Source organism: Enterobacter sp. 03-F-07-AD-ECC (assembly GCF_047530935.1).
Classification (GTDB): Bacteria; Pseudomonadota; Gammaproteobacteria; order Enterobacterales; family Enterobacteriaceae; genus Enterobacter; species Enterobacter cloacae.
Genome location: NZ_JBLKBZ010000002.1, coordinates 250,477 through 275,697, shown reverse-complemented (window position 1 = coordinate 275,697; position 25,221 = coordinate 250,477). Strand labels below are relative to the sequence as shown.

The window sequence follows — 25,221 nt, the reverse complement described above, 5'->3', positions numbered from 1 at the left end:
TCAGGGCAATTCTGGCGGTTGCCACTCTTCAACTTCAATCAACACCAGCAAGGCGGCATCTCCGCCGTACTCTTTGGGCGCCTGATGAAACGCCATCACGTGTGGATGCTGAGCCAGCCACAGCGGCGTTTGTTGCTTAAGAACATGTTTACCGTGGCCGTGCATCACGCAGGCACAAAACACATGTTCGCGGCGACAGGCGGCAATCAACGCCCCCAGCTCCTGTTTCGCCTGCATCTGCGTCAAACCATGCAAATCGAGAAACAGCTCGGGTGAATAATCTCCCCGGCGTAATTTTTTCAGCTCAAAGTGGCTGACATCTTCGCGAACGTACTTGACCGCACCCTGCGTGTTAAGCAGCGGCTGAAACTCATCGGAAAAATAGTGGCTATTATCCGCCTGCTCCTGCAATAGCCTTTTGACCGGCACTTCGCTGACTTTTTTGCGCATCGGCCGGTGGACAATGGTGTCCTGCTTGATTTGACGCGTACCAGTCATGAGCTGACGGAAGAGCGCCTGATCCTCCTCGCTGAGCGATGTTTTCTTTTTCATTCGTCGTTCTCATCTCGTATTTCCGATAGTGTACCCGACTAAACGCATTTTTTAACCTCAAGCGGTACGCGTCATTGCTGATTTATCGCCGTCTTCATGGCAAACTAGCCGCCGAAAATTATGCGAGCATGCCCTGGAGGAAAGAGTGGATAAAATTTTTGTCGATGAAGCAGTAAACGAGCTGCATACCATACAGGACATGTTGCGCTGGTCGGTTAGCCGCTTCAGCGCCGCCAATATCTGGTACGGACACGGCACGGATAACCCGTGGGATGAAGCTGTTCAACTGGTGCTGCCTTCTCTCTACCTGCCGCTCGATATTCCGGAAGACATGCGCACCGCGCGTCTGACCTCCAGCGAAAAGCACCGCATCGTTGAGCGTGTGATCCGCCGCGTGAACGAGCGTATTCCGGTAGCCTATCTGACCAACAAAGCCTGGTTCTGCGGTCACGAATTCTATGTTGATGAACGCGTGCTGGTGCCGCGCTCGCCAATTGGTGAGCTGATCAACAACCACTTCGAAGGGCTGATTAACCGTCAACCACAGCACATTCTGGATATGTGTACCGGCAGCGGCTGCATTGCCATTGCCTGCGCTTATGCCTTCCCGGAAGCGGAAGTGGACGCGGTGGACATCTCCACCGACGCACTGGCGGTAACCGAGCACAACATTGAAGAACACGGGCTTATCCACCATGTTACGCCTATCCGCTCCGATCTGTTCCGTGACCTGCCGACGCTGCAGTACGATCTTATCGTAACCAACCCGCCGTACGTAGATGCGGAAGATATGTCCGATCTGCCAAACGAATACCGTCACGAGCCAGAATTGGGTCTGGCATCGGGTTCTGACGGCCTGAAGCTGACCCGTCGCATTCTGGCCTGCGCACCGGATTATCTGACCGACGACGGTGTTCTGATTTGTGAAGTGGGCAACAGCATGGTACATCTGATAGAGCAGTACCCGGATGTGCCGTTCACCTGGCTTGAGTTCGACAACGGCGGTGACGGCGTCTTTATGCTGACCAAAGCGCAGTTGCTCGACGCGCGCGAACATTTCAGCATCTACAAAGATTAATCCAGCGGGCTTCGGCCCGTTTCACAACGCTCACACACAAATAACGACATCGGAGCCGTGATGGCAGGAAACAGTATTGGACAAATATTCCGCGTGACCACCTTTGGTGAGTCGCACGGGCTGGCACTGGGCTGTATCGTTGACGGCGTACCGCCAGGCATCGAACTCACCGAAGCCGATTTACAGCACGACCTTGACCGTCGTCGTCCGGGCACCTCTCGCTACACCACGCAGCGTCGCGAGCCGGACCAGGTCAAAATACTCTCAGGCGTTTTTGAAGGCCGCACCACCGGGACCAGTATTGGTCTGCTGATTGAAAACACCGACCAACGTTCTCAGGACTACGGTGCCATCAAGGATGTGTTCCGTCCAGGCCACGCTGACTACACCTACGAACAAAAGTACGGTTTTCGCGACTATCGCGGCGGTGGACGCTCCTCCGCCCGTGAAACCGCGATGCGCGTCGCCGCAGGGGCGATTGCCAAGAAATACCTGCAGCAGAAATTTGGCATCGTGATCCGCGGGTGCCTGACCCAGATGGGTGACATTCCGCTGGCCATTAAAGACTGGGAGCAGGTTGAACAAAACCCGTTCTTCTGTGCTGATGTTGAGAAGCTGGAGGCGCTGGACGAGCTGATGCGTGGCCTGAAAAAAGAGGGCGATTCTATCGGTGCAAAAGTGACCGTGGTGGCTGACGGCGTACCGCCAGGCTGGGGTGAGCCTGTATTTGACCGTCTGGACGCGGACATTGCCCACGCGCTGATGAGCATCAACGCGGTGAAGGGCGTCGAAATTGGCGACGGTTTTGACGTGGTTCAGCTTCGCGGCAGCCAGAACCGTGACGAAATTACAAAAGAGGGCTTCCAGAGCAATCATGCGGGTGGCATTCTCGGCGGCATCAGCAGCGGGCAGCAAATTATTGCCAATATCGCGCTGAAGCCAACGTCCAGCATTACCGTGCCGGGCCACACGATTAACCGCTCTGGTGAAGAAGTTGAGATGATCACCAAAGGACGTCACGATCCGTGTGTCGGGATCCGCGCGGTGCCGATCGCAGAAGCCATGCTGGCAATCGTGTTGATGGATCACTTCCTGCGCCAGCGTGCGCAGAATGCGGATGTGACGACCACCATTCCACGCTGGTAACTATGAAAAAAACCGCAATTGCTCTGCTGGCGCTACTCGCCAGTGGGGCCAGTCTGGCCGCCACGCCATGGCAAAAAATCACTCACCCGGTGGCGGGAAGCGCGCAGTCGATTGGTGCGTTCTCCAATGGCTGTATCGTTGGTGCGCAGGAACTTCCTCTGCAGTCGGATACTTATCAGGTGATGCGTACCGACCAGCGTCGTTACTTCGGCCACCCGGATCTGGTGCTGTTTATCCAGCGTCTGGGTAACCAGGTGCATAACCTGGGGCTGGGTACGATGCTGATTGGCGATATGGGTATGCCTGCTGGCGGTCGTTTCAACGGTGGGCACGCCAGTCACCAGACCGGGCTGGATGTGGATATTTTCCTGCAGTTGCCTAAAACGCGCTGGACCTCGGCCCAACTGCTGAAGCCGCAGGCGCTGGATCTGGTGGCGCGCGACGGCAAAAGCGTTGTGCCATCGCTGTGGACACCGGATGTTTTCAGCCTGATTAAGCTGGCAGCGAAGGACAACGAGGTCACGCGGATCTTCGTTAACCCGGCCATCAAGCAGCAGCTCTGCCTGGATGAGGGAACCGATCGCGACTGGCTGCGCAAAGTGCGTCCGTGGTTCCAGCATCGTGCGCATATGCACGTACGTCTGCGCTGCCCGGCAAACAGTCTGGAATGTGAAGATCAGCCGCTACCACCGCCAGGCGATGGCTGCGGTGCGGAACTGCAAAGCTGGTTTGAACCGGCAAAACCTGGAACCTCTAAGCCTGAGAAGAAGACACCGCCTCCGTTGCCGCCTTCCTGCCAGGCGCTACTGGATGAGCATGTACTTTAATGGATAATTTCGTCGACCTGTTTATGGTGTCACCGCTGCTGCTGGTGGTGCTGTTCTTTGTGGCAATGCTGGCCGGTTTTATCGATGCCCTCGCGGGCGGTGGCGGGTTGCTTACCGTTCCGGCGCTGCTGGCGGCGGGCATGAGCCCGGCTCAGGCGCTTGCCACCAACAAGCTTCAGGCCTGCGGCGGGTCCCTTTCCGCGTCGCTCTATTTTATTCGCCGTAAGGTGGTTAATCTTGCCGACCAGAAGCTCAATATTCTGATGACCTTCATCGGCTCAACCTCCGGTGCGCTGTTGGTTCAGCACGTACAGTCTGACATTCTGCGTCAGATCCTGCCGGTGCTGGTCATCTGTATTGGCCTCTACTTTCTGCTGATGCCTAAGCTTGGTGAAGAGGACAGGCAGCGTCGGCTGCATGGTCTGCCGTTCGCGCTTATCGCAGGCGGCTGCGTCGGGTTTTACGATGGCTTCTTTGGCCCAGGCGCCGGGTCGTTCTATGCCCTGGCGTTTGTCACGCTGGCCGGATTTAACCTCGCCAAATCTACCGCCCACGCTAAAGTGCTGAATGCCACCTCGAACGTCGGCGGCCTGCTGCTGTTTATCATCGGCGGCAAGGTTATCTGGGCAACCGGGTTTGTGATGATGGCGGGGCAGTTTTTAGGCGCGCGCGCGGGCTCGCGTCTGGTATTAAGCAAAGGACAGAAGCTGATTCGCCCGATGATCGTCATCGTATCGGCGGTGATGAGCGCCAAGCTTCTTTATGACAGCCATGGACAGGAGATCCTCACCTGGCTGGGGATGAACGCATGAACAGTACGCATAACTATGAACAGCTGATTGAGATTTTTGACGGCTGTTTTGCTGATGATTTTAATACCCGTCTGATTAAAGGCGACGACGAACCGATCTATCTTCCTGCTGATGCAGAGGTGCCCTATAACCGCATCGTGTTTGCGCATGGTTTTTACGCCAGTGGCCTGCATGAGATTTCACACTGGTGCATTGCGGGAAAAGCGCGTCGCGAGCTGGTGGACTTTGGTTACTGGTACTGTCCGGACGGACGTGACGCGGCCACGCAGGGTCAGTTTGAAGATGTGGAAGTCAAACCGCAGGCGCTGGAGTGGCTGTTCTGCGTGGCGGCGGGTTTCCCGTTCAACGTCAGCTGTGACAATCTCGAAGGGGATTTCGAGCCAGACCGTATTCTCTTCCAGCGCCGCGTACATGCGCAGGTGATGGAGTATCTTGAGAAAGGCATCCCGGAACGCCCGGCACGCCTGATCAAGGCTTTACAGAATTATTACCATACGCCGGAGATCACGGCGGAATGCTTCCCGTGGCCGGAAGATCTTTAACAGAGGAAAGAAGATGATCGCAGAATTTGAATCACGCATTCTGGCGTTAATTGATGACATGGTGGAACACGCCAGTGATGATGAGCTGTTCGCCAGCGGTTATCTGCGTGGTCACCTGACGCTGGCCGTTGCCGAGCTGGAAGCCGGGGACGATCACTCTGCCGAGGCCATTCATGATGAAGTGAGCCGCAGCCTGGAAAAAGCCATCCAGGCGGGCGAGCTTTCTCCCCGCGACCAGTCTCTGGTGCTGGGTATGTGGGACAACCTGTTCCAGCAGGCGAAAGCGAAGTAAGCGTTTCACCTCCCTCTCCCGGTGGGAGAGGGCACCCTACTTAACCTGCTTCCCCTTCAGCAATTTCCGCACCCACAAACGATTCGGATTCAGCCCCGCGAGCGTGGTGCTGTCCAGCGGAATGGGCTCATCGCTCATTTGCGCGGCTAACGCTTCCGCCAGCAGCGGTGCAGAACATAACCCGCGCGATCCCAGTCCGCCCAGCATAAACAGCTCCGGATAGACCGGTGAGACCACTGCCGTCTCCTTGTGTTCAGCCAGATCCTGATACGCCTCAAGCGTTGCCTCATAGTCCGGTACATTTCCCGCCATGGGCAGATGATCGCGGGTGGCGCAGCGTACGCCGCAGCGCGCTTCGCCCCCGCTGACGTCAACCTCTCTCGCCCACGCCGCGTCCGGGAAGCAGTCAATCAGGCGCTGGCGGTTCTGCTGCTGATCTTCCTCGCGGTAATGCGTGTCTGTTTCACCGCGATGGTAACTGGCACCAATGCAGTGATGAGCGTTAGACGGATTTTGCGGCGTCAGGTAGCCGTCATAGCACAGCACCTGGCGCAGTTGGCTCAGTGCAGGCGCGGTCGGAATATGGCTCACCTGGCCGCCAACCGGATAAACGGGCAATGTCTCTGTCTGGACAAACTGATTGATGTGATGTCCGTTTGCCAGCACAACGCTGGCATGCGTGGCCTCTTTGCCATCGGCAAAGCGCAGGGTCCAGTGGGCTGTCCGGCTAAGCGATGCAACCTTATGAGCATAATGCACCGTCAGCCCGCGTGACTGTGCCAGGGTTATCGCCGCAGTGGTCAGTTCGGCAGGGCACAGCCAGCCGCCGAGCGGATACTGAATACCGCCGCAGCCCGTCTCAACGCCGGTGGTGTCTGTCACCGTTTGCGCACTTACCGCGCGGGCAATCTCTTCCGGCAGGCCCAGCGACAGCATCTGCGCGATTTTTTGCTGGCTCTTTTCATCCCAGCCGAGCTGCGTCACGCCGCACCAGTCATGATCGAACGCCACCGGAAGGGTGTCGTATACGCGACGGGCAAAGGTAAAGGCCGCGGGGAAAAACTGGAACAGCGCCGGGTCGTGCGCGCTTAAAAGCGGATAAAGGGCTCCCTGACGGTTGCCGGAGGCGCCGTTTGCCGGAGCCGGGTCAGCACAGTAGAGCGTCACCTGCCAGCCGCGGTGTAAAAGCGCGAGCGAAAGCAGAGCGCTGGCAATCCCTCCGCCGATTATCGCCACCTCACGGGAGGCGCTGGCGCGGCGTGCAAACCAGGGCGCCCGGGCGGGGATCGCCAGCGTCTGCTCCATCGTCCCGACCAGCATGTCGCGCTTGCGGCCAAACCCTTTGGTTTTTCGCATCGTAAAGCCTGCTTCCTGTAAGCCGCGGCGGACAAACCCCGCCGAGGTAAAGGTCGCGAGCGTTGCGCCAGGCCGCGCCAGACGCCCCATGGCGCTAAACAGATGCTGACTCCACATCTCCGGGTTTTTGGCTGGCGCAAACCCGTCAAGGAACCACGCGTCCACCTTCTGGTTCATCGAATCATCAAGCTTATCGGTCAGTTCGTTGATATCGCCGAGCCATAAGTCCAGCGTGACGCGTCCACCGTCCAGCAGCAGACGATGGCAACCGCCGATGGCGGGCGGCCACTGCGCCTGAAGCTGTTCAGCCCACGGGGCAAGCTCCGGCCAGCGCTGGTGCGCCAGGTGCAGGTCGTGCGCGGTGAGTGGAAATTTTTCGAAACTGATGAAATGTAATCTTTGTAGCGTAGCCTCAGGATGGGCAGCGTGAAACTGGTCGAAAGCCTGCCAGAGGGTCAAAAAATTCAGCCCGGTACCGAACCCGCTCTCTGCGACGACAAACAGACTGCGCGGATGGGCGGGAAAGCGTGCGCTGAGCTGATTTCCGTCGAGGAAAACATAGCGGGTTTCTTCCAGTCCGTTATCATTAGAAAAATAGACGTCATCAAAATCTCGGGAAACAGGTGTACCCTCAGCGTTGAATTCGAGGTTGGCGGGTTGTATAGCGTTTTGTTTCACGTAAGTTACTCGTCTGACAGGCAGTGGCACGATCTTAACGATGTGAGTCCATCGGTGCAAATTTCCGCAGAAAATGTCTGATCGGACTTGTTCGGCGTACAAGTGTACGCTATTGTGCGACTCGAAACTTACTATAGTGCGACTTACAGAGGTATTGAATGAAACGTGCAGTGATTACTGGCCTGGGCATTGTTTCCAGCATCGGTAATAACCAGCAGGAAGTCCTGGCATCTCTGCGTGAAGGACGCTCCGGGATCACTTTCTCTGAAGAGTTTAAAGATTCAGGTATGCGTAGCCACGTATGGGGTAACGTCAAACTGGACACCACCGGTTTGATTGACCGTAAAGTGGTTCGTTTCATGAACGATGCCTCTATTTATGCTTATCTCTCCATGCAGGAAGCGATCAAAGATTCGGGCCTGAGCGAAGAGGTTTACCAGAACAACCCGCGCGTGGGTCTGATTGCCGGTTCCGGTGGTTCATCCAAAGCGCAGGTATTCGGTGCTGACGCCATGCGTAGCCCGCGTGGTCTGAAAGCAGTAGGTCCGTACGTGGTAACCAAAGCCATGGGTTCTGCGGTCTCCGCGTGCCTGGCAACCCCATTCAAAATTCACGGTGTGAACTACTCCATCAGCTCTGCATGTGCGACGTCCGCACACTGCATCGGTAATGCTGTTGAGCAGATCCAACTGGGTAAACAGGACATCGTATTTGCTGGCGGCGGCGAAGAGCTGGGCTGGGAAATGGCTTGTGAATTCGACGCAATGGGTGCCCTGTCTACCAAATACAATGAAACCCCGGCTAAAGCATCCCGTACCTATGATGCGCACCGTGACGGTTTTGTTATCGCAGGCGGCGGCGGTATGGTTGTGGTTGAAGAGCTGGAACACGCTCTGGCACGTGGCGCGCACATCTACGCTGAGATCGTGGGCTACGGTGCAACGTCTGACGGCGCTGACATGGTTGCTCCATCCGGCGAAGGCGCGGTGCGCTGCATGAAGATGGCGATGCACGGCGTTGATACCCCAATCGACTACCTGAACTCCCACGGGACTTCTACGCCGGTAGGCGATGTGAAAGAACTGGGTGCGATCCGTGAAGTCTTCGGAGACAACAGCCCGGCAATCTCCGCGACCAAAGCCATGACCGGTCACTCTCTGGGTGCAGCTGGCGTGCAGGAAGCAATCTACTCTCTGCTGATGCTGGAAAATGGCTTTATCGCGCCAAGCATCAACATCGAAGAGATGGACGAGCAGGCAGCGGGCCTGAACATCGTGACCGAAACCACCGAACGTGAGCTGACGACCGTAATGTCCAACAGCTTCGGTTTTGGCGGCACCAACGCCACGCTGGTGATGCGCAAGCTGAAAGCGTAAGCGTTTGAAGGTATAGTAGAAGGGAGCCGCGAGGCTCCCTTTTTTTATGCCTGAACACGGAGTTACGCATGAAGGCCGTTATCCCTGAGAAGAGTACCCCTTCCGGGAACCTTTCCCTTTTCCGTATCGCCTTTGCGGTATTTCTGACCTACATGACCGTTGGCCTGCCGCTGCCTGTTATCCCGCTGTTTGTTCACCAGGAGCTGGGCTACGGCAATACCCTGGTTGGCATCGCCGTGGGTATTCAGTTTTTAGCTACCGTATTAACCCGCGGCTACGCCGGGCGTCTGGCGGACCAGCACGGTGCCAAACGCTCAGCGCTGCAGGGCATGTTTGCCTGCGGGCTGGCGGGCGCAGCGTGGCTGCTTGCCGCGCTTCTGCCGGTCGACGCGGCGTATAAATTTGCCCTGCTGGTGGTGGGACGTTTGATTCTCGGCTTTGGTGAAAGCCAGCTGCTGACCGGCACCCTGACCTGGGGAATGGGGCTGGTAGGCCCAGCGCGCTCGGGCAAAGTGATGTCCTGGAACGGTATGGCTATCTATGGCGCACTCGCGGCAGGTGCGCCGCTGGGGCTGTTGATCCACAGCCAGTTCGGTTTTGCCGCGCTGGCGGCCACCACCATGCTGTTACCGCTGCTGGCATGGGCATTTAACGGCTCGGTGCGCAAAGTACCTGCCCATAAAGGTGAGCGTCCTTCCCTGTGGAGCGTAATAGGTCAAATCTGGCAGCCGGGGCTGGGGCTGGCGCTTCAGGGCGTGGGCTTCGCGGTGATTGGGACATTCGTTTCGCTGTACTTTATGAGCCGCGGCTGGGCGATGGCGGGCTTTACGCTAACCGCCTTTGGTGGCGCGTTTGTCCTGATGCGCGTGCTGTTCGGCTGGATGCCGGATCGCTTTGGTGGCGTGAAGGTGGCCGTGGCGTCGCTGGTGATTGAGACCCTCGGTTTGCTGCTGCTGTGGTATGCCCCTGTGGCCTCCGTTGCCCTTCTCGGGGCGGCACTGACCGGCTGCGGCTGTTCCCTGATCTTCCCGGCGCTGGGGGTTGAGGTGGTAAAACGCGTCGCGCCACAGGTGCGCGGTACGGCGTTGGGCGGTTATGCGGCGTTTCAGGACATCTCATACGGTGTCACCGGACCGCTGGCGGGGCTCCTGGCCACGTCGTTTGGTTATCCCTCTGTCTTCCTGGCGGGAGCCGTTTCAGCGGTGGTGGGGATTGTTGTGACGCTGGTGGCGTTTCGCAGGTCTTGAGCCGTTGTTGCCGGGTGGCGGCTTCGCCTTACCCGGCCTACGGTTCGGGTCGTTGTAGGCCCGGTAAGCGCAGCGCCACCGGGCAAAACATCAGGCAACCAGCCAGAAAATCGCCAGCGCAATCAGTAACGCAATAAACAGCAATCCCGGACGCGCAGAGAGGGTTCTGAAGGTCTCCACCACCGGCGCAAACAGCGGGCTGTAGATCGGTTGAATATCCCTGACTTCCGGCACACCGCCTTCGCGCTCGGCGCGGCGAATAAAGATCTGATTCAGCAAATCTTGTACCTGCGCGGTGGTCAGTACCGTTTGCGGCGTGGCCTGCCAGGTCTGCTGGGCGTAATCCCTAATCACCTCAAATTCATGCGGCTCCAGCGGCTGCTTCAGTGCCGCCTGTAGCGTATGCAGGGTAGGGGTACTTTGGGTGCTCAGCGTCTGGCGAGCCTGTAGCCAGGTGACCAGATGCGTAAACTGTTTGGCCGGGATCAGCTCGCCCGCTTTCACGCCGGAAAGCTCCAGCATCGACTGCCAGATAAGCTTCGTTGATTCGCCGGTGGCGGCGGCCAGCCTGGTCACCATCTGGTTCAGCGTATTGTGTTCAGCAGGCAGCAGCGGACGCTCGGTTGACGGACGCTGTTGCGGTTGCGGGATGGTCAGCTGATTGGTTTGCAGCAGCGTCAGCACGGTTTTCAGCTGCTCTGGCGTTAGCTGGCTCAGGGCGGTCTGGCCAAACTGCTGTCGAATGAAATCACTGACTGCCTGACGGTTGTTGCCCTGGCTCAACAGCTCGGTCAGTTGTGCAACTATCTGGCGAGTGGTGTGATTTTGCTGTGCGGCGGTAATACGCTGATTCAGATTTTGCTCGGCCGCAGGGAAGTGGCGCGACTGCAACGGTGCATCGTTCCGGACGCCTAAATCATGCTTTACCCCGGCCCAGACTTCCGCATTTTGCTGTGAAGTGAGCGCGATCAGGCGCGTGATCAGGCGCTCCAGCACGGTGCGCTGTTGCGTGGAAAGCGGTTGTTCACCTGCAACGTTTGGCGTGACAGGGCCTTCACCCGGAGGGCGTGGTGGCGTACCTGAAATAGGCTGCATCGTCAAAAATCCTTAAAGTCAAAACTCAGCGTAAACCCGGCATGCATATATGCCTGGCGGCCAGATTATGGCACACTTGGCAGGTTTTCTTCCTCTCAAACAGGTACTCAGACGTGAAAATCCTCGTTGATGAAAATATGCCTTACGCCCGCGAGCTCTTTAGCCGCCTTGGTAATGTTAAGGCTGTCCCTGGTCGACCCATTCCGGTAAACGAGCTGGATGATGCCGATGCCCTGATGGTGCGCTCGGTGACCAAAGTAAATGAGGCGTTGCTCTCCGGCAAAGCGATTAAATTCGTCGGAACCGCAACGGCCGGGACGGATCATGTGGATGACAAATGGCTTACGCAGGCGGGGATCGGATTTTCCGCCGCGCCTGGCTGTAACGCCATTGCGGTAGTGGAATACGTTTTCTCTTCTCTGCTGATGCTGGCAGAGCGCGACGGTTTTGCGCTGAAAGACCGCACCGTAGGCATTGTCGGGGTGGGCAACGTGGGAGGACGCCTGCAAAAACGCCTTGAGGCGTTAGGCATTCGCACCCTGCTGTGTGATCCGCCGCGTAAAGACAACGGTGATGAAGGCGACTTCCGCCCCCTGGATGAGCTGGTTGAAGCATGTGACGTCATCTCCTTCCATACGCCCCTCTTCAAAGAGGGGGCCTATAAGACGCTCCATCTTGCTGACGAGGCGCTGATCCGTCGTCTGAAGGCTGGCACTATTCTGATAAACGCCTGTCGTGGCCCGGTCGTCGATAACGCCGCGCTGCTGAAATGTCTGGAAGAGGGGCAGGATCTCAGCGTGGTGCTGGACGTCTGGGAGCCGGAGCCCGATCTCAACGTTGCGCTGCTGAACAAGGTCGACGTTGCAACCGCGCATATAGCGGGTTATACGCTCGAAGGAAAGGCCCGTGGCACCACCCAGGTCTTTGAGGCCTATAGCGCCTTTATTGGCCGTCCGCAGCAGGTGGCGCTGGACACTTTACTCCCCGCGCCTGAATTTGGCCGCATTACCCTGCATGGCCCGCTCGATCAGGCAACGCTGAAAAGGCTGGTGCATTTGGTGTATGATGTGCGCCGCGACGATGCGCTGCTGCGTAAAGTGGCGGGGATCCCGGGGGAGTTTGACAAGCTGCGCAAGAATTACGTTGAGCGCCGTGAATGGTCTTCTCTGTATGTCATGTGCGATGACGCGTCGGCGGCAGCGCTGCTGCATAAACTGGGTTTTAACGCCGTTCATCACCCGGCGCATTAATGTCTTCTTAACGCTCCCTGTTGGATACTCCGACAGGGACGCTTTTTTATTTCTGGAGTAAACCACCATGTCTGAAGGCTGGAACATTGCCATTTTAGGTGCCACGGGTGCCGTGGGTGAAGCCCTGCTCGAAACCCTTGCTGAGCGTCAGTTCCCGGTGGGTGATATCTATGCACTGGCGCGCACTGACAGCGCCGGTGAGCATCTGCGTTTTGGCGGCAAATCCGTCATGGTTCAGGATGCCGCCGAATTCGACTGGACGCAGGCGCAGCTGGCCTTTTTTGCGGCAGGTGCTGAAGCCACCGCGTCGTACATTGAAGACGCGACGAATTCTGGCTGTCTGGTGATCGATCTGAGCGGCCTGTTCTCGATGGAGCCGGATGTCCCGCTGGTGGTGCCGGACGTGAACCCGTTTGTCCTGGCCGACTACCGTAACCGCAATATCATTGCGGTTCCCAATAGCCTGACCAGCCAGTTGCTGACCGCTCTTAAACCTTTAATCGACGATGGCGGTCTGTCGCGTATCACCGTGACCAGCCTGCTTTCCGCTTCTGCGCAAGGCAAAAAGGCCGTCGACGCGCTGGCCGGACAGAGTGCGAAGCTCCTGAACGGCATCCCGATTGACGAAGACGATTTCTTCGGCCGTCAGCTGGCATTCAATATGCTGCCGCTGCTGCCGGATCGTGAAGGCTCCGTGCGCGAAGAGCGCCGTATCGTCGACGAAGCACGCAAAATTCTGCAGGACGAGGGGCTGATGATCTCCGCAAACGTCGTGCAGTCGCCGGTCTTTTACGGTCATGCGCAGATGGTAGGTTTCGAAGCCCTGCGTCCGCTGGCCGCAGAAGAAGCGCGTGATGCGTTCGGCCGCGGTGAAGACATTGTGCTCTCCGAAGAGAGTGAATTCCCGACGCAGGTTGGCGATGCCACCGGCAGCGCACACCTCTCGGTGGGCTGCGTACGGAATGATTACGGTATGCCGGAGCAGGTTCAGTTCTGGTCCGTAGCCGATAACGTGCGCTTCGGCGGCGCGCTGATGGCGGTCAAAATCGCTGAAAAACTGGTGCAGGAGTATCTGTACTGATGTCAGACGTGGAACAAAAGCCGGTTCATAAAGTCGCCCTCGGTATCGAGTACGACGGCAGTAAATATTATGGCTGGCAGCGTCAAAATGAGGTGCGCAGTGTCCAGGAAAAACTGGAGAAAGCGCTCTCTCAGGTGGCGAACGAACCGATTAACGTCCTGTGTGCAGGACGCACTGACGCCGGTGTCCACGGAACGGGGCAGGTGGTTCACTTTGAAACCACCGCCGTGCGCAAGGACGCTGCCTGGACGTTGGGTGTAAATGCGAATTTACCTGGTGACATTGCAGTGCGCTGGGTGAAAGCTGTGCCGGATGATTTTCATGCGCGTTTCAGCGCCACTGCGCGCCGTTATCGCTATGTCATCTACAATCAGCGTCTTCGTCCGGCGGTGTTAAGCCAGGGCGTGACGCATTTTTATGAACCGCTGGATGCAGAACGTATGCATCGTGCGGCGCAGTGTCTGATTGGTGAAAATGACTTTACCTCGTTTCGTGCGGTGCAGTGTCAGTCCCGCACGCCGTGGCGTAACGTCATGCACATAAACGTCAGCCGTTTTGGCGCGTATGTGGTGGTGGATATCAAAGCCAATGCCTTTGTACATCATATGGTGCGGAATATTGTGGGCAGCCTGATGGAAGTGGGTGCCGGACACCAGCCGGAGAGCTGGATTGCAGAACTGCTGGCAGCGAAGGACAGAACGCTTGCCGCAGCAACGGCGAAAGCGGAAGGGCTGTATCTGGTCTCGGTGGACTATCCGGACCGGTTTGACCTGCCAAAACCGCCAATGGGCCCGCTGTTTCTGGCGGACTAAACAAAGGTGCAATTAAGGCTTAGACAATATGGACGTAATACGTTTTCTGATTGATTTCATTCTGCATATTGATGTTCACCTGGCGGAACTGGTCGCGCAGTATGGCGTCTGGGTGTATGCCATTCTGTTCCTCATTCTGTTCTGTGAAACCGGTCTGGTAGTCACGCCGTTTCTGCCGGGGGATTCGTTGCTGTTCGTCGCGGGGGCATTATCTGCGCTGCCTGGCAACGATTTGAATGTGCACGTAATGGTGGTACTGATGGTGATCGCCGCAATTGTCGGTGACGCGGTCAACTACACCATTGGACGGGTCTTCGGTGAGCGCTTATTCAGCAATCCGGACTCAAAAATTTTCCGTCGTAGCTATTTAGATAAAACCCACGCGTTTTATGAGCGCCACGGTGGAAAAACCATTATCCTTGCGCGTTTTGTGCCTATTGTGCGTACATTTGCGCCATTTGTGGCGGGAATGGGGCACATGTCCTATCGTCATTTTGCGGCATACAACGTCATTGGCGCGCTGCTGTGGGTGCTGCTCTTTACCTATGCAGGCTACCTGTTTGGCGATCTCCCTGTGGTTCAGGAAAACCTTAAGTTACTGATTGTAGCGATTATTGTGCTTTCTGTTTTACCGGGTGTTATCGAAATTATTCGTCACAAGCGCGCGGCAGCAAAGCAAGCGAAGTAAATGCACGCAGGCGGTTCGACCACTTTTTTATCCAAAGTTTCGGGCTGTTATGTTTTAATGTGCAACATTCATGGTCTGTTGGAGGCAAAAATGGCATTATTCGCCTCTTACAGCAAAACTGGCATACGACCAGGTTCAGGCAGAAAGGTTATCAATGAGCTGGATTGAACGAATTAAAAGCAACATTACCCCAACGCGTAAAGCGAGCATTCCTGAAGGGGTATGGACGAAGTGTGATAGCTGTGGTCAGGTTCTGTATCGCGCAGAACTGGAACGCAATCTTGAGGTGTGTCCGAAGTGTGACCACCACATGCGCATGACGGCGCGTAATCGCCTGCACAGCCTGCTGGACGAAGGTTCTCTGGTAGAACTGGGCAGCGAACTGGAGCCAAAAGATGTGCTCAAGTTCCGTGATTCCAAAAAATATAAAGATCGTCTGGCCTCTGCACAGAAAGAGACCGGCGAGAAAGACGCGCTGGTCGTGATGAAAGGCACCCTGCACGAGATGCCGGTAGTGGCCGCCGCGTTTGAGTTCTCCTTCATGGGTGGCTCAATGGGTTCCGTGGTCGGTGCGCGCTTTGTGCGTGCTGTTGAGCAGGCGCTGGAAGACAACTGCCCGCTGATCTGCTTCTCCGCCTCTGGCGGTGCACGTATGCAAGAAGCGCTGATGTCCCTGATGCAGATGGCGAAAACCTCTGCTGCGCTGGCTAAAATGCAGGAGCGCGGTCTGCCGTACATCTCTGTACTGACCGACCCAACCATGGGTGGCGTCTCTGCAAGCTTTGCGATGCTGGGCGATCTGAACATCGCTGAGCCAAAAGCGCTGATCGGCTTTGCTGGTCCTCGCGTTATTGAGCAGACCGTACGTGAAAAACTGCCGCCGGGCTTCCAGCGCAGTGAGTTCCTCATTGAGAAAGGCGCGATTGACATGATCGTCCGCCGCCCGGAAATGCGCCTGAAACTGGCGAGCATCCTGGCGAAGCTGATGAATCTGCCGGCGCCGAACCCGGATGAGCCGCGCGAAGGCGTGGTAGTACCGGATCAGGAACCCGAGGCCTGATAACTGAAAAGGGCAGGGCCGGTTGGCGCTGCCCTTTTGCTTTATAAACTGTTAATGACAACCGGGCATCATGGAAAATAAAAGCATTCCCCAAGCCACGTCGCCCCTGGCCACGTGGCTTTCTTATCTGGAAAACCTGCACAGTAAAACCATTGATATGGGGCTTGAACGCGTAAGCCAGGTTGCTGCGCGTCTCGATGTGCTGAAACCTGCGCCGTTTGTTTTTACCGTCGCCGGAACCAACGGTAAAGGCACCACCTGCCGTACGCTGGAAGCTGTCCTGATGGCTGCCGGTTACAAGGTTGGTGTCTACAGCTCTCCGCACCTGGTACGTTATACCGAGCGGGTTCGCGTACAAAACAGTGAACTGCCAGAGTCTGCGCATACGGCGTCGTTCGCAGAAATTGAAGCGGCGCGCGGTGAGATTTCATTAACCTATTTCGAATACGGCACTCTGTCGGCGCTGTGGCTGTTTAAACAGGCGCAACTGGATGTGGTGATTCTGGAAGTGGGCCTCGGCGGGCGTCTGGATGCCACCAATATGGTGGATGCCGATGTGGCGGTGGTCACCAGCATTGCCCTGGATCATACCGACTGGCTGGGCCCCGATCGCGAAAGTATTGGCCGTGAGAAGGCCGGTATTTTCCGCACGAATAAGCCCGCGGTGGTTGGCGAGCCGGATATGCCGCACACCATTGCCGACGTGGCAAAAGAGAAGGGCGCTCACCTGCTGCGCCGGGGTGTGGACTGGCAGTATGAGGTTCAGAACAACGGCTGGCGCTATCGCGATGCGCAGGGAACGCTGGAAAATCTGCCCCTGCCGCAGGTACCGCAACCTAATGCCGCCACCGCCCTGGCGGCACTGCGCGCAAGCGGGCTGGCGGTGAGCGAACAGGCCATCCGCGACGGTATTCAGAATGCGATTTTGCCCGGACGTTTTCAGATTGTCAGCGACGCTCCGCGGCTGATACTGGATGTCGCACATAACCCGCATGCTGCGGCGTATCTCGCCGCGCGTCTCAAATCGTTACCAAAAACCGGGCGCGTGCTGGCGGTTATCGGTATGCTTCATGATAAAGATATCGGCGGTACGCTGGCCTGCATGGAGAGTGTGGTCGATAGCTGGTATTGTGCTCCTCTGGAGGGGCCGCGCGGTGCGACGGCTGAGCAGTTGCTGGAACATCTCGGCAAAGGCGTAATCTACAATAGCGTGGCTCAGGCCTGGCAAGCCGCGATGGCGGATGCTAAACCAGAAGATACCGTGCTGGTGTGTGGCTCGTTCCACACGGTGGCACATGTCATGGAAGTGATGGACGCGGGGAGAACCGGTGGCGAGTAAGTTTCAGAACCGTTTAACAGGAACCATTGTGCTGGTCGCGCTCGGGGTGATTATCCTCCCGGGTCTGCTCGACGGGCAGAAAAAGCATTACCAGGATGAATTTGCAGCCATTCCGCTGGTGCCGAAGCCGGGCGATCGCGACGAACCGGATATGCTGCCTGCGGCGACCCAGGCGCTGCCTGCTCAGCCGCCGGAAGGGGCGGCTGAAGAAGTGCGTGCCGGGGATGCGGCCGCGCCGTCCCTCGATCCGTCTCGTCTGGCGGCGAATAACAACATCGAAATCGATCCGGTGCCGGTAGAGCAGCCGAAACCGGTTGAAAAACCGAAGCCGGTGGAAAAAACACAGCCGAAACCGCAGCGGGATAAAGCAGCAGAACAGCTGGCCGCGGCTTCAGAGACGCCGCCTGCGGCAAAACCGGCCCAGCAAGAGGCTGCACCGACGGGTAAAGCCTACGTTGTGCAGTTGGGTGCGCTGAAAAATGCCGATAAGGTCAATGAGGTAGTGGGTAAGCTGCGCAGTGCGGGTTATCGCGTTTACACTTCACCTTCCACGCCGGTGCAGGGTAAAATCACCCGTATCCTTGTGGGGCCAGAAGCGTCTAAGGATAAGCTCAAAGGCTCGCTCGGTGAGCTGAAGCAGATCTCTGGCCTGAGCGGTGTGGTGATGAACTACAGCGCGAACTGATAAGGTTCCCCTCACCCCGGCCCTCTTCCCAAAGGGGGGAGGGGGAGGGGGAGTGGCAGACGTCCAAAGAGACGTAATAAGCCAACGGCGTTGAACATTTTTTCAGCGCCTTTTTTATTTACGCGCGGGAAGGAAATCCCTACGCAAACGTTTTCTTTTTCTGTTAGAATTCGCCCCGAACTGGATGACAGGGCGTTAAATCGTGGGACACATATGGTCTGGATTGATTACGCCATCATTGCGGTGATTGGTTTTTCCTGTCTGGTTAGCCTGATCCGTGGCTTTGTTCGTGAAGCGTTATCGCTGGTGACTTGGGGTTGTGCTTTCTTTGTTGCCAGTCATTACTACACTTACCTGTCTGTCTGGTTCACGGGCTTTGAAGATGAACTGGTCCGAAATGGAATCGCCATCGCGGTGATGTTTATCGCGACGCTGATTGTCGGCGCTATCGTAAATTACGTGATAGGTCAGCTGGTCGAGAAAACCGGTCTGTCAGGAACGGACAGGGTGCTCGGGATCTGTTTCGGGGCATTACGAGGCGTGCTGATTGTGGCCGCGATACTGTTCTTCCTGGATACCTTTACCGGGTTCTCCAAAAGTGAAGACTGGCAGAAATCGCAGCTCATTCCAGAGTTCAGCTTCATCATCAGGTGGTTCTTTGACTATCTGCAAAGCTCGTCGAGTTTCTTGCCCAGAGTGTAACCCGCTCTGAGATGTGGCTTAACGAGGAAAAGACGAATGTGCGGTATTGTCGGTATCGCCGGTTTCATGCCGGTAAACCAGTCGATTTATGACGCGTTAACGGTGCTTCAGCACCGTGGGCAGGATGCTGCGGGTATCATCACCATTGATGCAAACAACTGCTTCCGTTTACGTAAGGCGAATGGCCTGGTAAACGATGTGTTTGAAGCCCGCCATATGCAGCGTCTGCAAGGTAATATGGGGATCGGTCACGTTCGTTATCCTACTGCTGGCAGTTCCAGCGCCTCTGAGGCACAGCCTTTCTACGTCAACTCACCGTATGGCATCACGCTTGCTCACAACGGCAACCTGACCAACGCGCATGAGCTGCGTAAAAAGCTGTTTGAAGAGAAACGTCGCCACATTAACACCACCTCTGATTCAGAAATCCTGCTCAACGTGTTCGCGAGCGAGCTGGATAATTTCCGCCACTATCCGCTGGAAGCAGACAATATCTTTGCCGCCGTTGCTGCGACAAACCGCCAGATCCGCGGTGCCTATGCCTGCGTGGCGATGATTATTGGTCACGGAATGGTCGCCTTCCGCGATCCAAACGGTATCCGCCCGCTGGTGCTTGGTAAGCGTGACCTGGGTGATGGCCGTACCGAATATATGGTTGCCTCTGAAAGCGTGGCGCTGGACACCCTGGGCTTCGAATTCCTGCGTGATGTAGCCCCTGGCGAAGCGGTCTATATCACTGAGAAGGGCCAGCTGTTTACCCGCCAGTGTGCAGACAACCCGGTCAGCAACCCGTGCCTGTTCGAATACGTGTATTTCGCCCGTCCGGACTCGTTTATCGATAAGATCTCCGTCTACAGCGCCCGCGTGAATATGGGTACCAAGCTGGGTGAGAAGATTGCCCGCGAGTGGGACGATCTGGACATCGACGTGGTCATTCCTATCCCGGAAACGTCCTGCGATATCGCGCTGGAAATCGCCCGCATTCTGGATAAGCCATACCGTCAGGGCTTCGTGAAGAACCGCTACGTTGGCCGTACCTTTATCATGCCGGGTCAGCAGCTGCGCCGTAAGTCCGTGCGTCGTAAACTGAACGCTAACCGCGCTGAGTTCCGTGACAAGAACGTGCTGCTGGTGGATGACTCCATTGTACGTGGCACCACCTCAGAGCAGATTATCGAGATGGCGCGTGAAGCCGGTGCGAAGAAAGTGTATCTGGCCTCTGCGGCACCGGAGATTCGCTTCCCGAACGTGTATGGCATTGATATGCCTACCGCGAACGAGCTGATTGCCCACGGCCGTGAAGTGGACGAGATTCGCCAGATCATCGGGGCCGATGGCCTGATTTTCCAGGATCTGAACGATCTTATCGACGCGGTGCGCGCCGAGAACCCGGATATTCAGCAGTTTGAATGTTCTGTGTTTAACGGGGTTTACGTCACCAAAGATGTTGATCAGCAGTATCTGGACTATCTCGATTCGCTGCGCAACGACGATGCGAAAGCCGTCCAGCTGCAAAACGATCTCGAAAGCTTAGAGATGCACAACGAAGGTTAATTGTGCAGGCAGGTGAGGGCCTTCGCCCTCACTTGCAACTCCCCGCAAAATCCTGCACAGTCTGCCCTGAAATCAGTAAGGGCGAAAATCATGAAACGACTCATTGTTGGGCTTAGCGGCGCCAGTGGCGCGATCTACGGCGTGCGTCTGTTGCAGGTGCTGCGTGACGTGGCGGAAGTCGAAACCCATCTGGTGATGAGCCAGGCTGCGCGTCAGACCCTCTCCCTCGAAACCGATCTCTCCCTGCGCGATGTCCAGGCGCTGGCGGATGTGGTACACGATGCCCGCGATATCGCTGCCAGCATCTCCTCCGGCTCGTTTAAAACCGCGGGCATGGTGATATTGCCTTGTTCAATTAAGACCCTCTCCGGCATCGTTAACAGCTATACCGACACGCTGGTGACGCGTGCGGCAGACGTGGTGCTGAAGGAGCGTCGCCCTCTGGTGCTTTGCGTGCGCGAAACGCCGCTGCATCTGGGGCATCTGCGTTTAATGACCCAGGCCGCTGAACTGGGCGCGGTGATCATGCCGCCGGTGCCGGCGTTTTATCATCGTCCGGCCTCGCTCGATGACGTGATTAATCAGACAGTGAACCGCGTGCTGGATCAGTTTGATATCGACCTGCCCGAAGACCTCTTCACCCGCTGGCAGGGCGCCTGATTCTGTGCACAAACAGCGTGCATGAACAGAGACGATGCCCTGTTTCAGGGCAAAATTGCAACGGCGATCATATCCTCGACATTTAATTCGTTTTTTCCCTTTTTCTCTTTCCGGTTCGTTCGGCAGACCTGCTATCTTTCACCATTAAGGCAATATCGCAACGTTTTATTAACATATTTAACGTCGAAGTTTTGACCCGACGGCAATGTGGCATAAGACCTGCAAGAGAAGCCTGCAACACAACACACAACACAATACATAATAAAATCACGGTACTTGAGGGTAAATGTATGAAGAAGACGGTTCTGGCTCTGTCTTTGCTGGTGGGGTTAAGTGCAGCCGCAGGTAGCTACGCAGCGCTTCCACAGACAGTGCGTATCGGTACAGACGCAACCTACGCGCCATTCTCTTCCAAGGATGCGAAAGGCGATTTCGTAGGGTTTGATATCGATCTGGGTAATGAGATGTGCAAACGCATTGCGGTGAAATGCACATGGGTGGGCAGCGACTTTGACGCGTTAATTCCGTCGCTGAAAGCCAAGAAAATCGACGCCATTATCTCTTCTCTTTCCATCACCGAAAAACGTCAGCAGGAGATTGCCTTCTCTGACAAGCTCTACGCCGCGGATTCCCGTCTGATTGCGGCAAAAGGCTCCCCCATTCAGCCAACCATTGACTCCCTGAAAGGCAAGCATGTCGGCGTGCTGCAGGGGTCGACTCAGGAAGGTTATGCCAATGCAAACTGGCGTGAGAAGGGCGTTGACGTGGTGGCTTACCAGAACCAGGATCTGATTTATTCTGACCTGGCGGCCGGTCGTCTGGATGCGGCATTCCAGGATGAGGTTGCCGCAAGTGAAGGCTTCCTGAAACAGCCGGCAGGTAAAGACTACGCCTTTGCTGGCCCGTCCGTGAAAGACAAAAAATACTTTGGTGACGGCACCGGTATTGGCCTGCGTAAAGATGATACCGAGCTGAAAGCCGCCTTCGACAAAGCGTTTGCAGAACTGCGCAAAGACGGTACCTACGACAAACTGGCGAAGAAATACTTCGACTTCAACGTCTACGGTGATTGATACTCGATGATTGTGCACTGTTATGGTGCATTGCGGGTGTGATTGATCCAATATGGTGCGCTTCGTGCACCGTATTGGATCGCTGTGTGCATACTTACGCATTTATCATGCAAAAAATCTCGCCTGAAAGGCATTAATCTTTGCCTGATGGCGTGGATTGATGGCACATTAGCACCACCCCGTCGTCGTAAAAATCACGTAAGAAGACAGTTTGTTGAGGACAGATATGAAAAAACTCGTGTTGTCGTTATCTCTGGTGCTGGCCTTTTCCAGCGCTACCGCGGCGTTCGCAGCAATTCCGCAGAAAATTCGTATTGGTACCGACCCTACCTATGCCCCGTTCGAATCTAAGAATTCGAAGGGTGAACTGGTCGGTTTTGACATTGATCTGGCCAATGAGCTGTGCAAACGCATCAAAGCGCAGTGTACCTACGTTGAGAACCCGCTGGATGCGCTGATCCCTTCGCTGAAAGCCAAAAAAATTGACGTTATCATGTCCTCACTTTCCATCACTGAAAAACGTCAGCAGGAGATTGCCTTCACCGACAAACTCTATGCGGCAGATTCTCGTCTGGTGGTGGCTAAATCGTCTGACATCCAGCCAACCCTCGAATCACTGAAAGGCAAACGCGTGGGCGTGCTGCAGGGCACTACCCAGGAAACCTACGGTAATGAACACTGGGCACCGAAGGGGATTGAAATCGTCTCTTATCAGGGCCAGGAAAATATCTACGCTGATCTGACGGCAGGCCGTATCGACGCCGCTTTCCAGGATGAAGTCGCCGCGAGCGAAGGCTTCCTGAAGACGCCGGTAGGTAAAGATTACAAATTTGGCGGCCCATCCATTAAAGATGTGAAGTTGTTTGGTGTCGGCACCGGTATGGGTCTGCGTAAAGAAGACAACGAGCTGCGCGAAGCGCTGAACAAAGCATTCGCTGAAATGCGCGCTGATGGCACGTACGACAAACTGGCGAAAAAGTACTTCGATTTTAATGTTTACGGCGGCTAATCGCCCCGTCAAATAACGTGCGGCCCCTCCCGCTCAGGGAGGGGATAAGACACGGTCCATCACTCACGATACGACAGGGCTCGCGGTATGCTGTACGGATTTTCTGGCGTTATTTTACAGGGCGCGCTTGTCACCCTTGAGCTGGCTATCAGCTCCGTGGTGCTGGCGGTGCTGATAGGTCTGGCAGGCGCAGGGGCGAAGCTTTCGGCAAACAAACCGCTGGCGCTGATTTTTGAAGGTTATACCACGCTGATTCGCGGCGTTCCCGATCTGGTGCTGATGCTGCTTATCTTTTACGGGCTGCAGATCGCGCTTAACAGCGTGACGGACGCCATGGGAATGGGACAGATCGATATCGACCCGATGGTGGCCGGTATTATCACTCTCGGTTTTATCTACGGCGCGTACTTTACCGAAACTTTCCGCGGCGCTTATATGGCGGTACCGAAAGGACACATAGAAGCGGCGACCGCCTACGGTTTTACCTCCTCCCAGACGTTTCGCCGGATTATGTTCCCGGCCATGATGCGCTACGCGCTTCCGGGCATTGGCAACAACTGGCAGGTTATCCTCAAGGCCACGGCGCTGGTCTCTCTGCTGGGTCTGGAAGATGTGGTTAAGGCCACGCAGCTTGCCGGTAAAAGTACCTGGGAGCCGTTCTACTTTGCGGTGGTGTGTGGCGTGATCTATCTGGTCTTTACGACCGTCTCCAATGGTGTGCTGCTTCTGCTCGAACGTCGCTACTCCGTGGGTGTGAAGAGGGCTGACCTGTGATTGAGATTATTCAGGAATACTGGAAATCGCTGCTGTGGACGGACGGCTATCGCTTCACCGGCGTGGCCATTACGCTGTGGCTGCTGATCTCTTCGGTGGTGATGGGTGGCATTCTGGCGGTGTTTCTTGCCATTGGCCGCGTGTCGAACAATAAATTTATTCAGTTCCCGATCTGGTTGTTTACCTACGTATTCCGCGGTACACCGCTGTACGTACAGCTGCTGGTGTTCTATTCGGGCATGTATACGCTGGAGATTGTGAAAGGTACCGAGATGCTGAACGCCTTCTTCCGCAGCGGCCTGAACTGTACGGTGCTGGCGTTGACGCTCAACACCTGCGCCTACACCACCGAGATTTTCGCCGGGGCTATCCGCTCCGTTCCTTACGGAGAAATCGAAGCGGCGCGCGCGTACGGCTTCTCGTCGGTGAAACTGTACCGCTGCATTATTCTGCCGTCGGCGCTGCGTATCGCATTGCCAGCCTACAGTAACGAAGTGATTTTAATGCTCCACTCCACCGCGCTGGCCTTTACCGCCACGGTGCCCGACCTGCTTAAAATCGCCCGCGATATTAACTCTGCGACCTATCAGCCGTTTACCGCGTTTGGCATTGCGGCAGTGCTCTATTTGATTATTTCATACGTCCTGATTAGCCTGTTCCGTAAGGCAGAAAAGCGCTGGTTGCAGCATATAAAACCCTCTTCGACGCACTGAGAATGATGATGGCTGAGAACAAATTAAACGTAATTGATTTGCACAAACGCTACGGCGAACATGAAGTGCTGAAAGGGGTGTCGCTGCAGGCAAATGCAGGCGACGTGATCAGTATTATCGGATCATCTGGCTCGGGGAAAAGTACCTTCCTGCGCTGCATCAACTTCCTCGAAAAGCCGAGTGAAGGCTCAATTGTGGTGAGCGGGCAGAATATCAATCTGACCCGGGATAAAGACGGCCAGCTGAAAGTGGCAGATAAGAACCAGCTGCGCCTGCTGCGCACGCGGCTGACAATGGTATTCCAGCACTTCAACCTCTGGAGCCACATGACGGTGCTGGAGAATGTGATGGAAGCGCCGGTTCAGGTGCTGGGTTTAAGCAAGCAGGAGGCCCGTGAGCGCGCGGTGAAATACCTGGCGAAAGTGGGTATCGATGAGCGACAGCAGATAAAGTACCCGGTGCATCTCTCTGGTGGTCAGCAGCAGCGTGTCTCTATCGCCCGCGCGCTGGCGATGGAGCCTGAAGTATTGCTGTTCGACGAACCGACCTCAGCACTTGACCCGGAACTGGTTGGCGAAGTACTGCGCATCATGCAAAAGCTGGCGGAAGAGGGTAAAACCATGGTAGTGGTAACGCACGAGATGGGCTTTGCCCGCAACGTCTCGAACCACGTGATCTTCCTGCATCAGGGGAAAATCGAAGAGCAGGGACATCCGGATGCGGTGCTGGCGAATCCGCAAAGCCCGCGTTTGCAGCAGTTCCTGAAGGGCTCTTTGAAGTAGGTTTTGCCTTTCTCCCTCTCCCACAGGGAGAGGGCCGC

Annotated in this window: 26 protein-coding genes; 23 read left to right on the top strand and 3 right to left on the bottom strand. The window is 56.1% G+C overall.

Going from position 1 to position 25,221, the window contains the following annotated elements; translation table 11 throughout:
- Positions 1-552: an endonuclease SmrB gene (smrB, locus tag ACMWKA_RS04125; protein ID WP_013098153.1), complete on the bottom strand. Its 552-nt coding sequence runs from the start codon at positions 550-552 to the stop codon at positions 1-3.
- A 145-nt stretch (positions 553-697) separates the two neighbouring features.
- Here smrB and prmB point away from each other — a divergent pair, with 145 nt between their 5' ends.
- The 6 genes from prmB to ACMWKA_RS04095 are packed head-to-tail and all read left to right on the top strand — an operon-like array spanning position 698 to position 5,249.
- Positions 698-1,630: a 50S ribosomal protein L3 N(5)-glutamine methyltransferase gene (prmB, locus tag ACMWKA_RS04120; RefSeq protein ID WP_013098152.1), complete on the top strand. Its 933-nt coding sequence runs from the start codon at positions 698-700 to the stop codon at positions 1,628-1,630.
- 60 nt (positions 1,631-1,690) lie between these two features.
- On the top strand, positions 1,691-2,776 hold the full coding sequence (gene aroC / locus ACMWKA_RS04115; RefSeq protein WP_023619788.1) for a chorismate synthase: 1,086 nt from the start codon (positions 1,691-1,693) through the stop codon (positions 2,774-2,776).
- Positions 2,777-2,778: 2 nt separating this feature from the next.
- Entirely contained in the window at positions 2,779-3,603 is an 825-nt protein-coding gene (mepA, locus tag ACMWKA_RS04110; RefSeq protein WP_020690615.1) for a penicillin-insensitive murein endopeptidase, read from the top strand.
- Entirely contained in the window at positions 3,603-4,415 is an 813-nt protein-coding gene (locus ACMWKA_RS04105) for a sulfite exporter TauE/SafE family protein (RefSeq protein WP_013098149.1), read from the top strand. The genes mepA and ACMWKA_RS04105 overlap by 1 nt, the downstream gene beginning before the upstream one ends.
- Entirely contained in the window at positions 4,412-4,957 is a 546-nt protein-coding gene (locus tag ACMWKA_RS04100; protein WP_013098148.1) for an elongation factor P hydroxylase, read from the top strand. The genes ACMWKA_RS04105 and ACMWKA_RS04100 overlap by 4 nt, the downstream gene beginning before the upstream one ends.
- A gap of 13 nt (positions 4,958-4,970) precedes the next feature.
- Positions 4,971-5,249, top strand: a complete 279-nt coding sequence (locus tag ACMWKA_RS04095; RefSeq protein WP_013098147.1) for a YfcL family protein — start codon at positions 4,971-4,973, stop codon at positions 5,247-5,249.
- Between the two features lie 36 nt (positions 5,250-5,285).
- Here the strand turns inward: ACMWKA_RS04095 and mnmC are convergent, their stop codons facing one another.
- Positions 5,286-7,283, bottom strand: coding sequence for a bifunctional tRNA (5-methylaminomethyl-2-thiouridine)(34)-methyltransferase MnmD/FAD-dependent 5-carboxymethylaminomethyl-2-thiouridine(34) oxidoreductase MnmC (gene mnmC, locus ACMWKA_RS04090; protein WP_414760013.1), 1,998 nt, complete (start codon positions 7,281-7,283; stop codon positions 5,286-5,288).
- Between the two features lie 158 nt (positions 7,284-7,441).
- On the opposite strand from mnmC, the gene fabB reads away from it, so the two are divergent.
- Together fabB and ACMWKA_RS04080 are read left to right on the top strand one after the other, a co-directional pair.
- Positions 7,442-8,659, top strand: a complete 1,218-nt coding sequence (gene fabB / locus ACMWKA_RS04085; protein ID WP_013098145.1) for a beta-ketoacyl-ACP synthase I — start codon at positions 7,442-7,444, stop codon at positions 8,657-8,659.
- A 68-nt stretch (positions 8,660-8,727) separates the two neighbouring features.
- On the top strand, positions 8,728-9,906 hold the full coding sequence (locus tag ACMWKA_RS04080) for an MFS transporter (RefSeq protein WP_013098144.1): 1,179 nt from the start codon (positions 8,728-8,730) through the stop codon (positions 9,904-9,906).
- Between the two features lie 90 nt (positions 9,907-9,996).
- Here ACMWKA_RS04080 and flk read toward each other — a convergent pair whose 3' ends face one another.
- Positions 9,997-11,001 carry a flagella biosynthesis regulator Flk gene (gene flk, locus ACMWKA_RS04075; protein WP_020690619.1) on the bottom strand — a complete coding sequence of 335 codons (1,005 nt, stop codon included), beginning with the start codon at positions 10,999-11,001 and terminating at the stop codon, positions 9,997-9,999.
- A 113-nt stretch (positions 11,002-11,114) separates the two neighbouring features.
- Here flk and pdxB point away from each other — a divergent pair, with 113 nt between their 5' ends.
- The 15 genes from pdxB (at position 11,115) to hisP (ending at position 25,183) form a co-directional block, all read left to right on the top strand.
- Positions 11,115-12,251, top strand: a complete 1,137-nt coding sequence (gene pdxB, locus ACMWKA_RS04070) for a 4-phosphoerythronate dehydrogenase PdxB (protein WP_414760012.1) — start codon at positions 11,115-11,117, stop codon at positions 12,249-12,251.
- Positions 12,252-12,318: 67 nt separating this feature from the next.
- Positions 12,319-13,332, top strand: coding sequence for an aspartate-semialdehyde dehydrogenase (locus tag ACMWKA_RS04065; RefSeq protein ID WP_013098141.1), 1,014 nt, complete (start codon positions 12,319-12,321; stop codon positions 13,330-13,332).
- Positions 13,332-14,144, top strand: a complete 813-nt coding sequence (truA, locus tag ACMWKA_RS04060; protein WP_013098140.1) for a tRNA pseudouridine(38-40) synthase TruA — start codon at positions 13,332-13,334, stop codon at positions 14,142-14,144. Before ACMWKA_RS04065 ends, truA begins: the two co-directional genes overlap by 1 nt.
- A 28-nt stretch (positions 14,145-14,172) precedes the next feature.
- Positions 14,173-14,832, top strand: coding sequence for a DedA family protein (locus tag ACMWKA_RS04055; RefSeq protein WP_020690622.1), 660 nt, complete (start codon positions 14,173-14,175; stop codon positions 14,830-14,832).
- Positions 14,833-14,986: 154 nt separating this feature from the next.
- On the top strand, positions 14,987-15,892 hold the full coding sequence (gene accD / locus ACMWKA_RS04050) for an acetyl-CoA carboxylase, carboxyltransferase subunit beta (RefSeq protein ID WP_013098138.1): 906 nt from the start codon (positions 14,987-14,989) through the stop codon (positions 15,890-15,892).
- A gap of 70 nt (positions 15,893-15,962) precedes the next feature.
- The gene (gene folC, locus ACMWKA_RS04045) at positions 15,963-17,231 is read left to right on the top strand and encodes a bifunctional tetrahydrofolate synthase/dihydrofolate synthase (protein ID WP_061771791.1); all 1,269 of its coding nucleotides are present in this window, start codon (positions 15,963-15,965) and stop codon (positions 17,229-17,231) included.
- Positions 17,221-17,916: a cell division protein DedD gene (dedD, locus tag ACMWKA_RS04040; RefSeq protein WP_014832787.1), complete on the top strand. Its 696-nt coding sequence runs from the start codon at positions 17,221-17,223 to the stop codon at positions 17,914-17,916. The genes folC and dedD overlap by 11 nt, the downstream gene beginning before the upstream one ends.
- Before the next feature lie 213 nt (positions 17,917-18,129).
- A complete protein-coding gene (cvpA, locus tag ACMWKA_RS04035; RefSeq protein ID WP_414760011.1) occupies positions 18,130-18,618 on the top strand; it encodes a colicin V production protein in 489 nt (162 codons plus the stop codon).
- Between the two features lie 36 nt (positions 18,619-18,654).
- Positions 18,655-20,172, top strand: coding sequence for an amidophosphoribosyltransferase (gene purF / locus ACMWKA_RS04030; RefSeq protein ID WP_014832786.1), 1,518 nt, complete (start codon positions 18,655-18,657; stop codon positions 20,170-20,172).
- Between the two features lie 90 nt (positions 20,173-20,262).
- The gene (locus ACMWKA_RS04025) at positions 20,263-20,832 is read left to right on the top strand and encodes a UbiX family flavin prenyltransferase (protein ID WP_020690624.1); all 570 of its coding nucleotides are present in this window, start codon (positions 20,263-20,265) and stop codon (positions 20,830-20,832) included.
- A gap of 290 nt (positions 20,833-21,122) precedes the next feature.
- Complete coding sequence (gene argT, locus ACMWKA_RS04020; RefSeq protein WP_013098132.1) at positions 21,123-21,905, top strand: lysine/arginine/ornithine ABC transporter substrate-binding protein ArgT; 783 nt, start codon at positions 21,123-21,125, stop codon at positions 21,903-21,905.
- Between the two features lie 226 nt (positions 21,906-22,131).
- Positions 22,132-22,914, top strand: a complete 783-nt coding sequence (gene hisJ, locus ACMWKA_RS04015) for a histidine ABC transporter substrate-binding protein HisJ (protein WP_008502592.1) — start codon at positions 22,132-22,134, stop codon at positions 22,912-22,914.
- Between the two features lie 87 nt (positions 22,915-23,001).
- Complete coding sequence (locus ACMWKA_RS04010; protein WP_013098131.1) at positions 23,002-23,688, top strand: histidine ABC transporter permease HisQ; 687 nt, start codon at positions 23,002-23,004, stop codon at positions 23,686-23,688.
- The gene (locus tag ACMWKA_RS04005; RefSeq protein WP_008502590.1) at positions 23,685-24,401 is read left to right on the top strand and encodes an ABC transporter permease; all 717 of its coding nucleotides are present in this window, start codon (positions 23,685-23,687) and stop codon (positions 24,399-24,401) included. The genes ACMWKA_RS04010 and ACMWKA_RS04005 overlap by 4 nt, the downstream gene beginning before the upstream one ends.
- Positions 24,402-24,409: 8 nt before the next feature.
- Positions 24,410-25,183, top strand: a complete 774-nt coding sequence (gene hisP / locus ACMWKA_RS04000) for a histidine ABC transporter ATP-binding protein HisP (RefSeq protein ID WP_058651814.1) — start codon at positions 24,410-24,412, stop codon at positions 25,181-25,183.
- Positions 25,184-25,221 lie beyond the last annotated feature (38 nt).

What these genes read in the sequence shown, in the direction of transcription:
- ACMWKA_RS04025 (WP_020690624.1), top strand. Translation starts at nt 20,263, where the DNA reads ATGAAACGACTCATTGTTGGGCTTAGCGGCGCCAGTGGCGCGATCTAC.
- fabB (WP_013098145.1), top strand. Translation starts at nt 7,442, where the DNA reads ATGAAACGTGCAGTGATTACTGGCCTGGGCATTGTTTCCAGCATCGGT.
- ACMWKA_RS04055 (WP_020690622.1), top strand. Translation starts at nt 14,173, where the DNA reads ATGGACGTAATACGTTTTCTGATTGATTTCATTCTGCATATTGATGTT.
- ACMWKA_RS04080 (WP_013098144.1), top strand. Translation starts at nt 8,728, where the DNA reads ATGAAGGCCGTTATCCCTGAGAAGAGTACCCCTTCCGGGAACCTTTCC.
- flk (WP_020690619.1), bottom strand. Translation starts at nt 11,001, where the DNA reads ATGCAGCCTATTTCAGGTACGCCACCACGCCCTCCGGGTGAAGGCCCT.
- cvpA (WP_414760011.1), top strand. Translation starts at nt 18,130, where the DNA reads ATGGTCTGGATTGATTACGCCATCATTGCGGTGATTGGTTTTTCCTGT.
- ACMWKA_RS04065 (WP_013098141.1), top strand. Translation starts at nt 12,319, where the DNA reads ATGTCTGAAGGCTGGAACATTGCCATTTTAGGTGCCACGGGTGCCGTG.
- ACMWKA_RS04100 (WP_013098148.1), top strand. Translation starts at nt 4,412, where the DNA reads ATGAACAGTACGCATAACTATGAACAGCTGATTGAGATTTTTGACGGC.
- mepA (WP_020690615.1), top strand. Translation starts at nt 2,779, where the DNA reads ATGAAAAAAACCGCAATTGCTCTGCTGGCGCTACTCGCCAGTGGGGCC.
- smrB (WP_013098153.1), bottom strand. Translation starts at nt 552, where the DNA reads ATGAAAAAGAAAACATCGCTCAGCGAGGAGGATCAGGCGCTCTTCCGT.
- hisJ (WP_008502592.1), top strand. Translation starts at nt 22,132, where the DNA reads ATGAAAAAACTCGTGTTGTCGTTATCTCTGGTGCTGGCCTTTTCCAGC.
- aroC (WP_023619788.1), top strand. Translation starts at nt 1,691, where the DNA reads ATGGCAGGAAACAGTATTGGACAAATATTCCGCGTGACCACCTTTGGT.
- ACMWKA_RS04010 (WP_013098131.1), top strand. Translation starts at nt 23,002, where the DNA reads ATGCTGTACGGATTTTCTGGCGTTATTTTACAGGGCGCGCTTGTCACC.
- folC (WP_061771791.1), top strand. Translation starts at nt 15,963, where the DNA reads ATGGAAAATAAAAGCATTCCCCAAGCCACGTCGCCCCTGGCCACGTGG.
- ACMWKA_RS04105 (WP_013098149.1), top strand. Translation starts at nt 3,603, where the DNA reads ATGGATAATTTCGTCGACCTGTTTATGGTGTCACCGCTGCTGCTGGTG.
- argT (WP_013098132.1), top strand. Translation starts at nt 21,123, where the DNA reads ATGAAGAAGACGGTTCTGGCTCTGTCTTTGCTGGTGGGGTTAAGTGCA.
- accD (WP_013098138.1), top strand. Translation starts at nt 14,987, where the DNA reads ATGAGCTGGATTGAACGAATTAAAAGCAACATTACCCCAACGCGTAAA.
- ACMWKA_RS04095 (WP_013098147.1), top strand. Translation starts at nt 4,971, where the DNA reads ATGATCGCAGAATTTGAATCACGCATTCTGGCGTTAATTGATGACATG.
- purF (WP_014832786.1), top strand. Translation starts at nt 18,655, where the DNA reads ATGTGCGGTATTGTCGGTATCGCCGGTTTCATGCCGGTAAACCAGTCG.
- hisP (WP_058651814.1), top strand. Translation starts at nt 24,410, where the DNA reads ATGGCTGAGAACAAATTAAACGTAATTGATTTGCACAAACGCTACGGC.
- truA (WP_013098140.1), top strand. Translation starts at nt 13,332, where the DNA reads ATGTCAGACGTGGAACAAAAGCCGGTTCATAAAGTCGCCCTCGGTATC.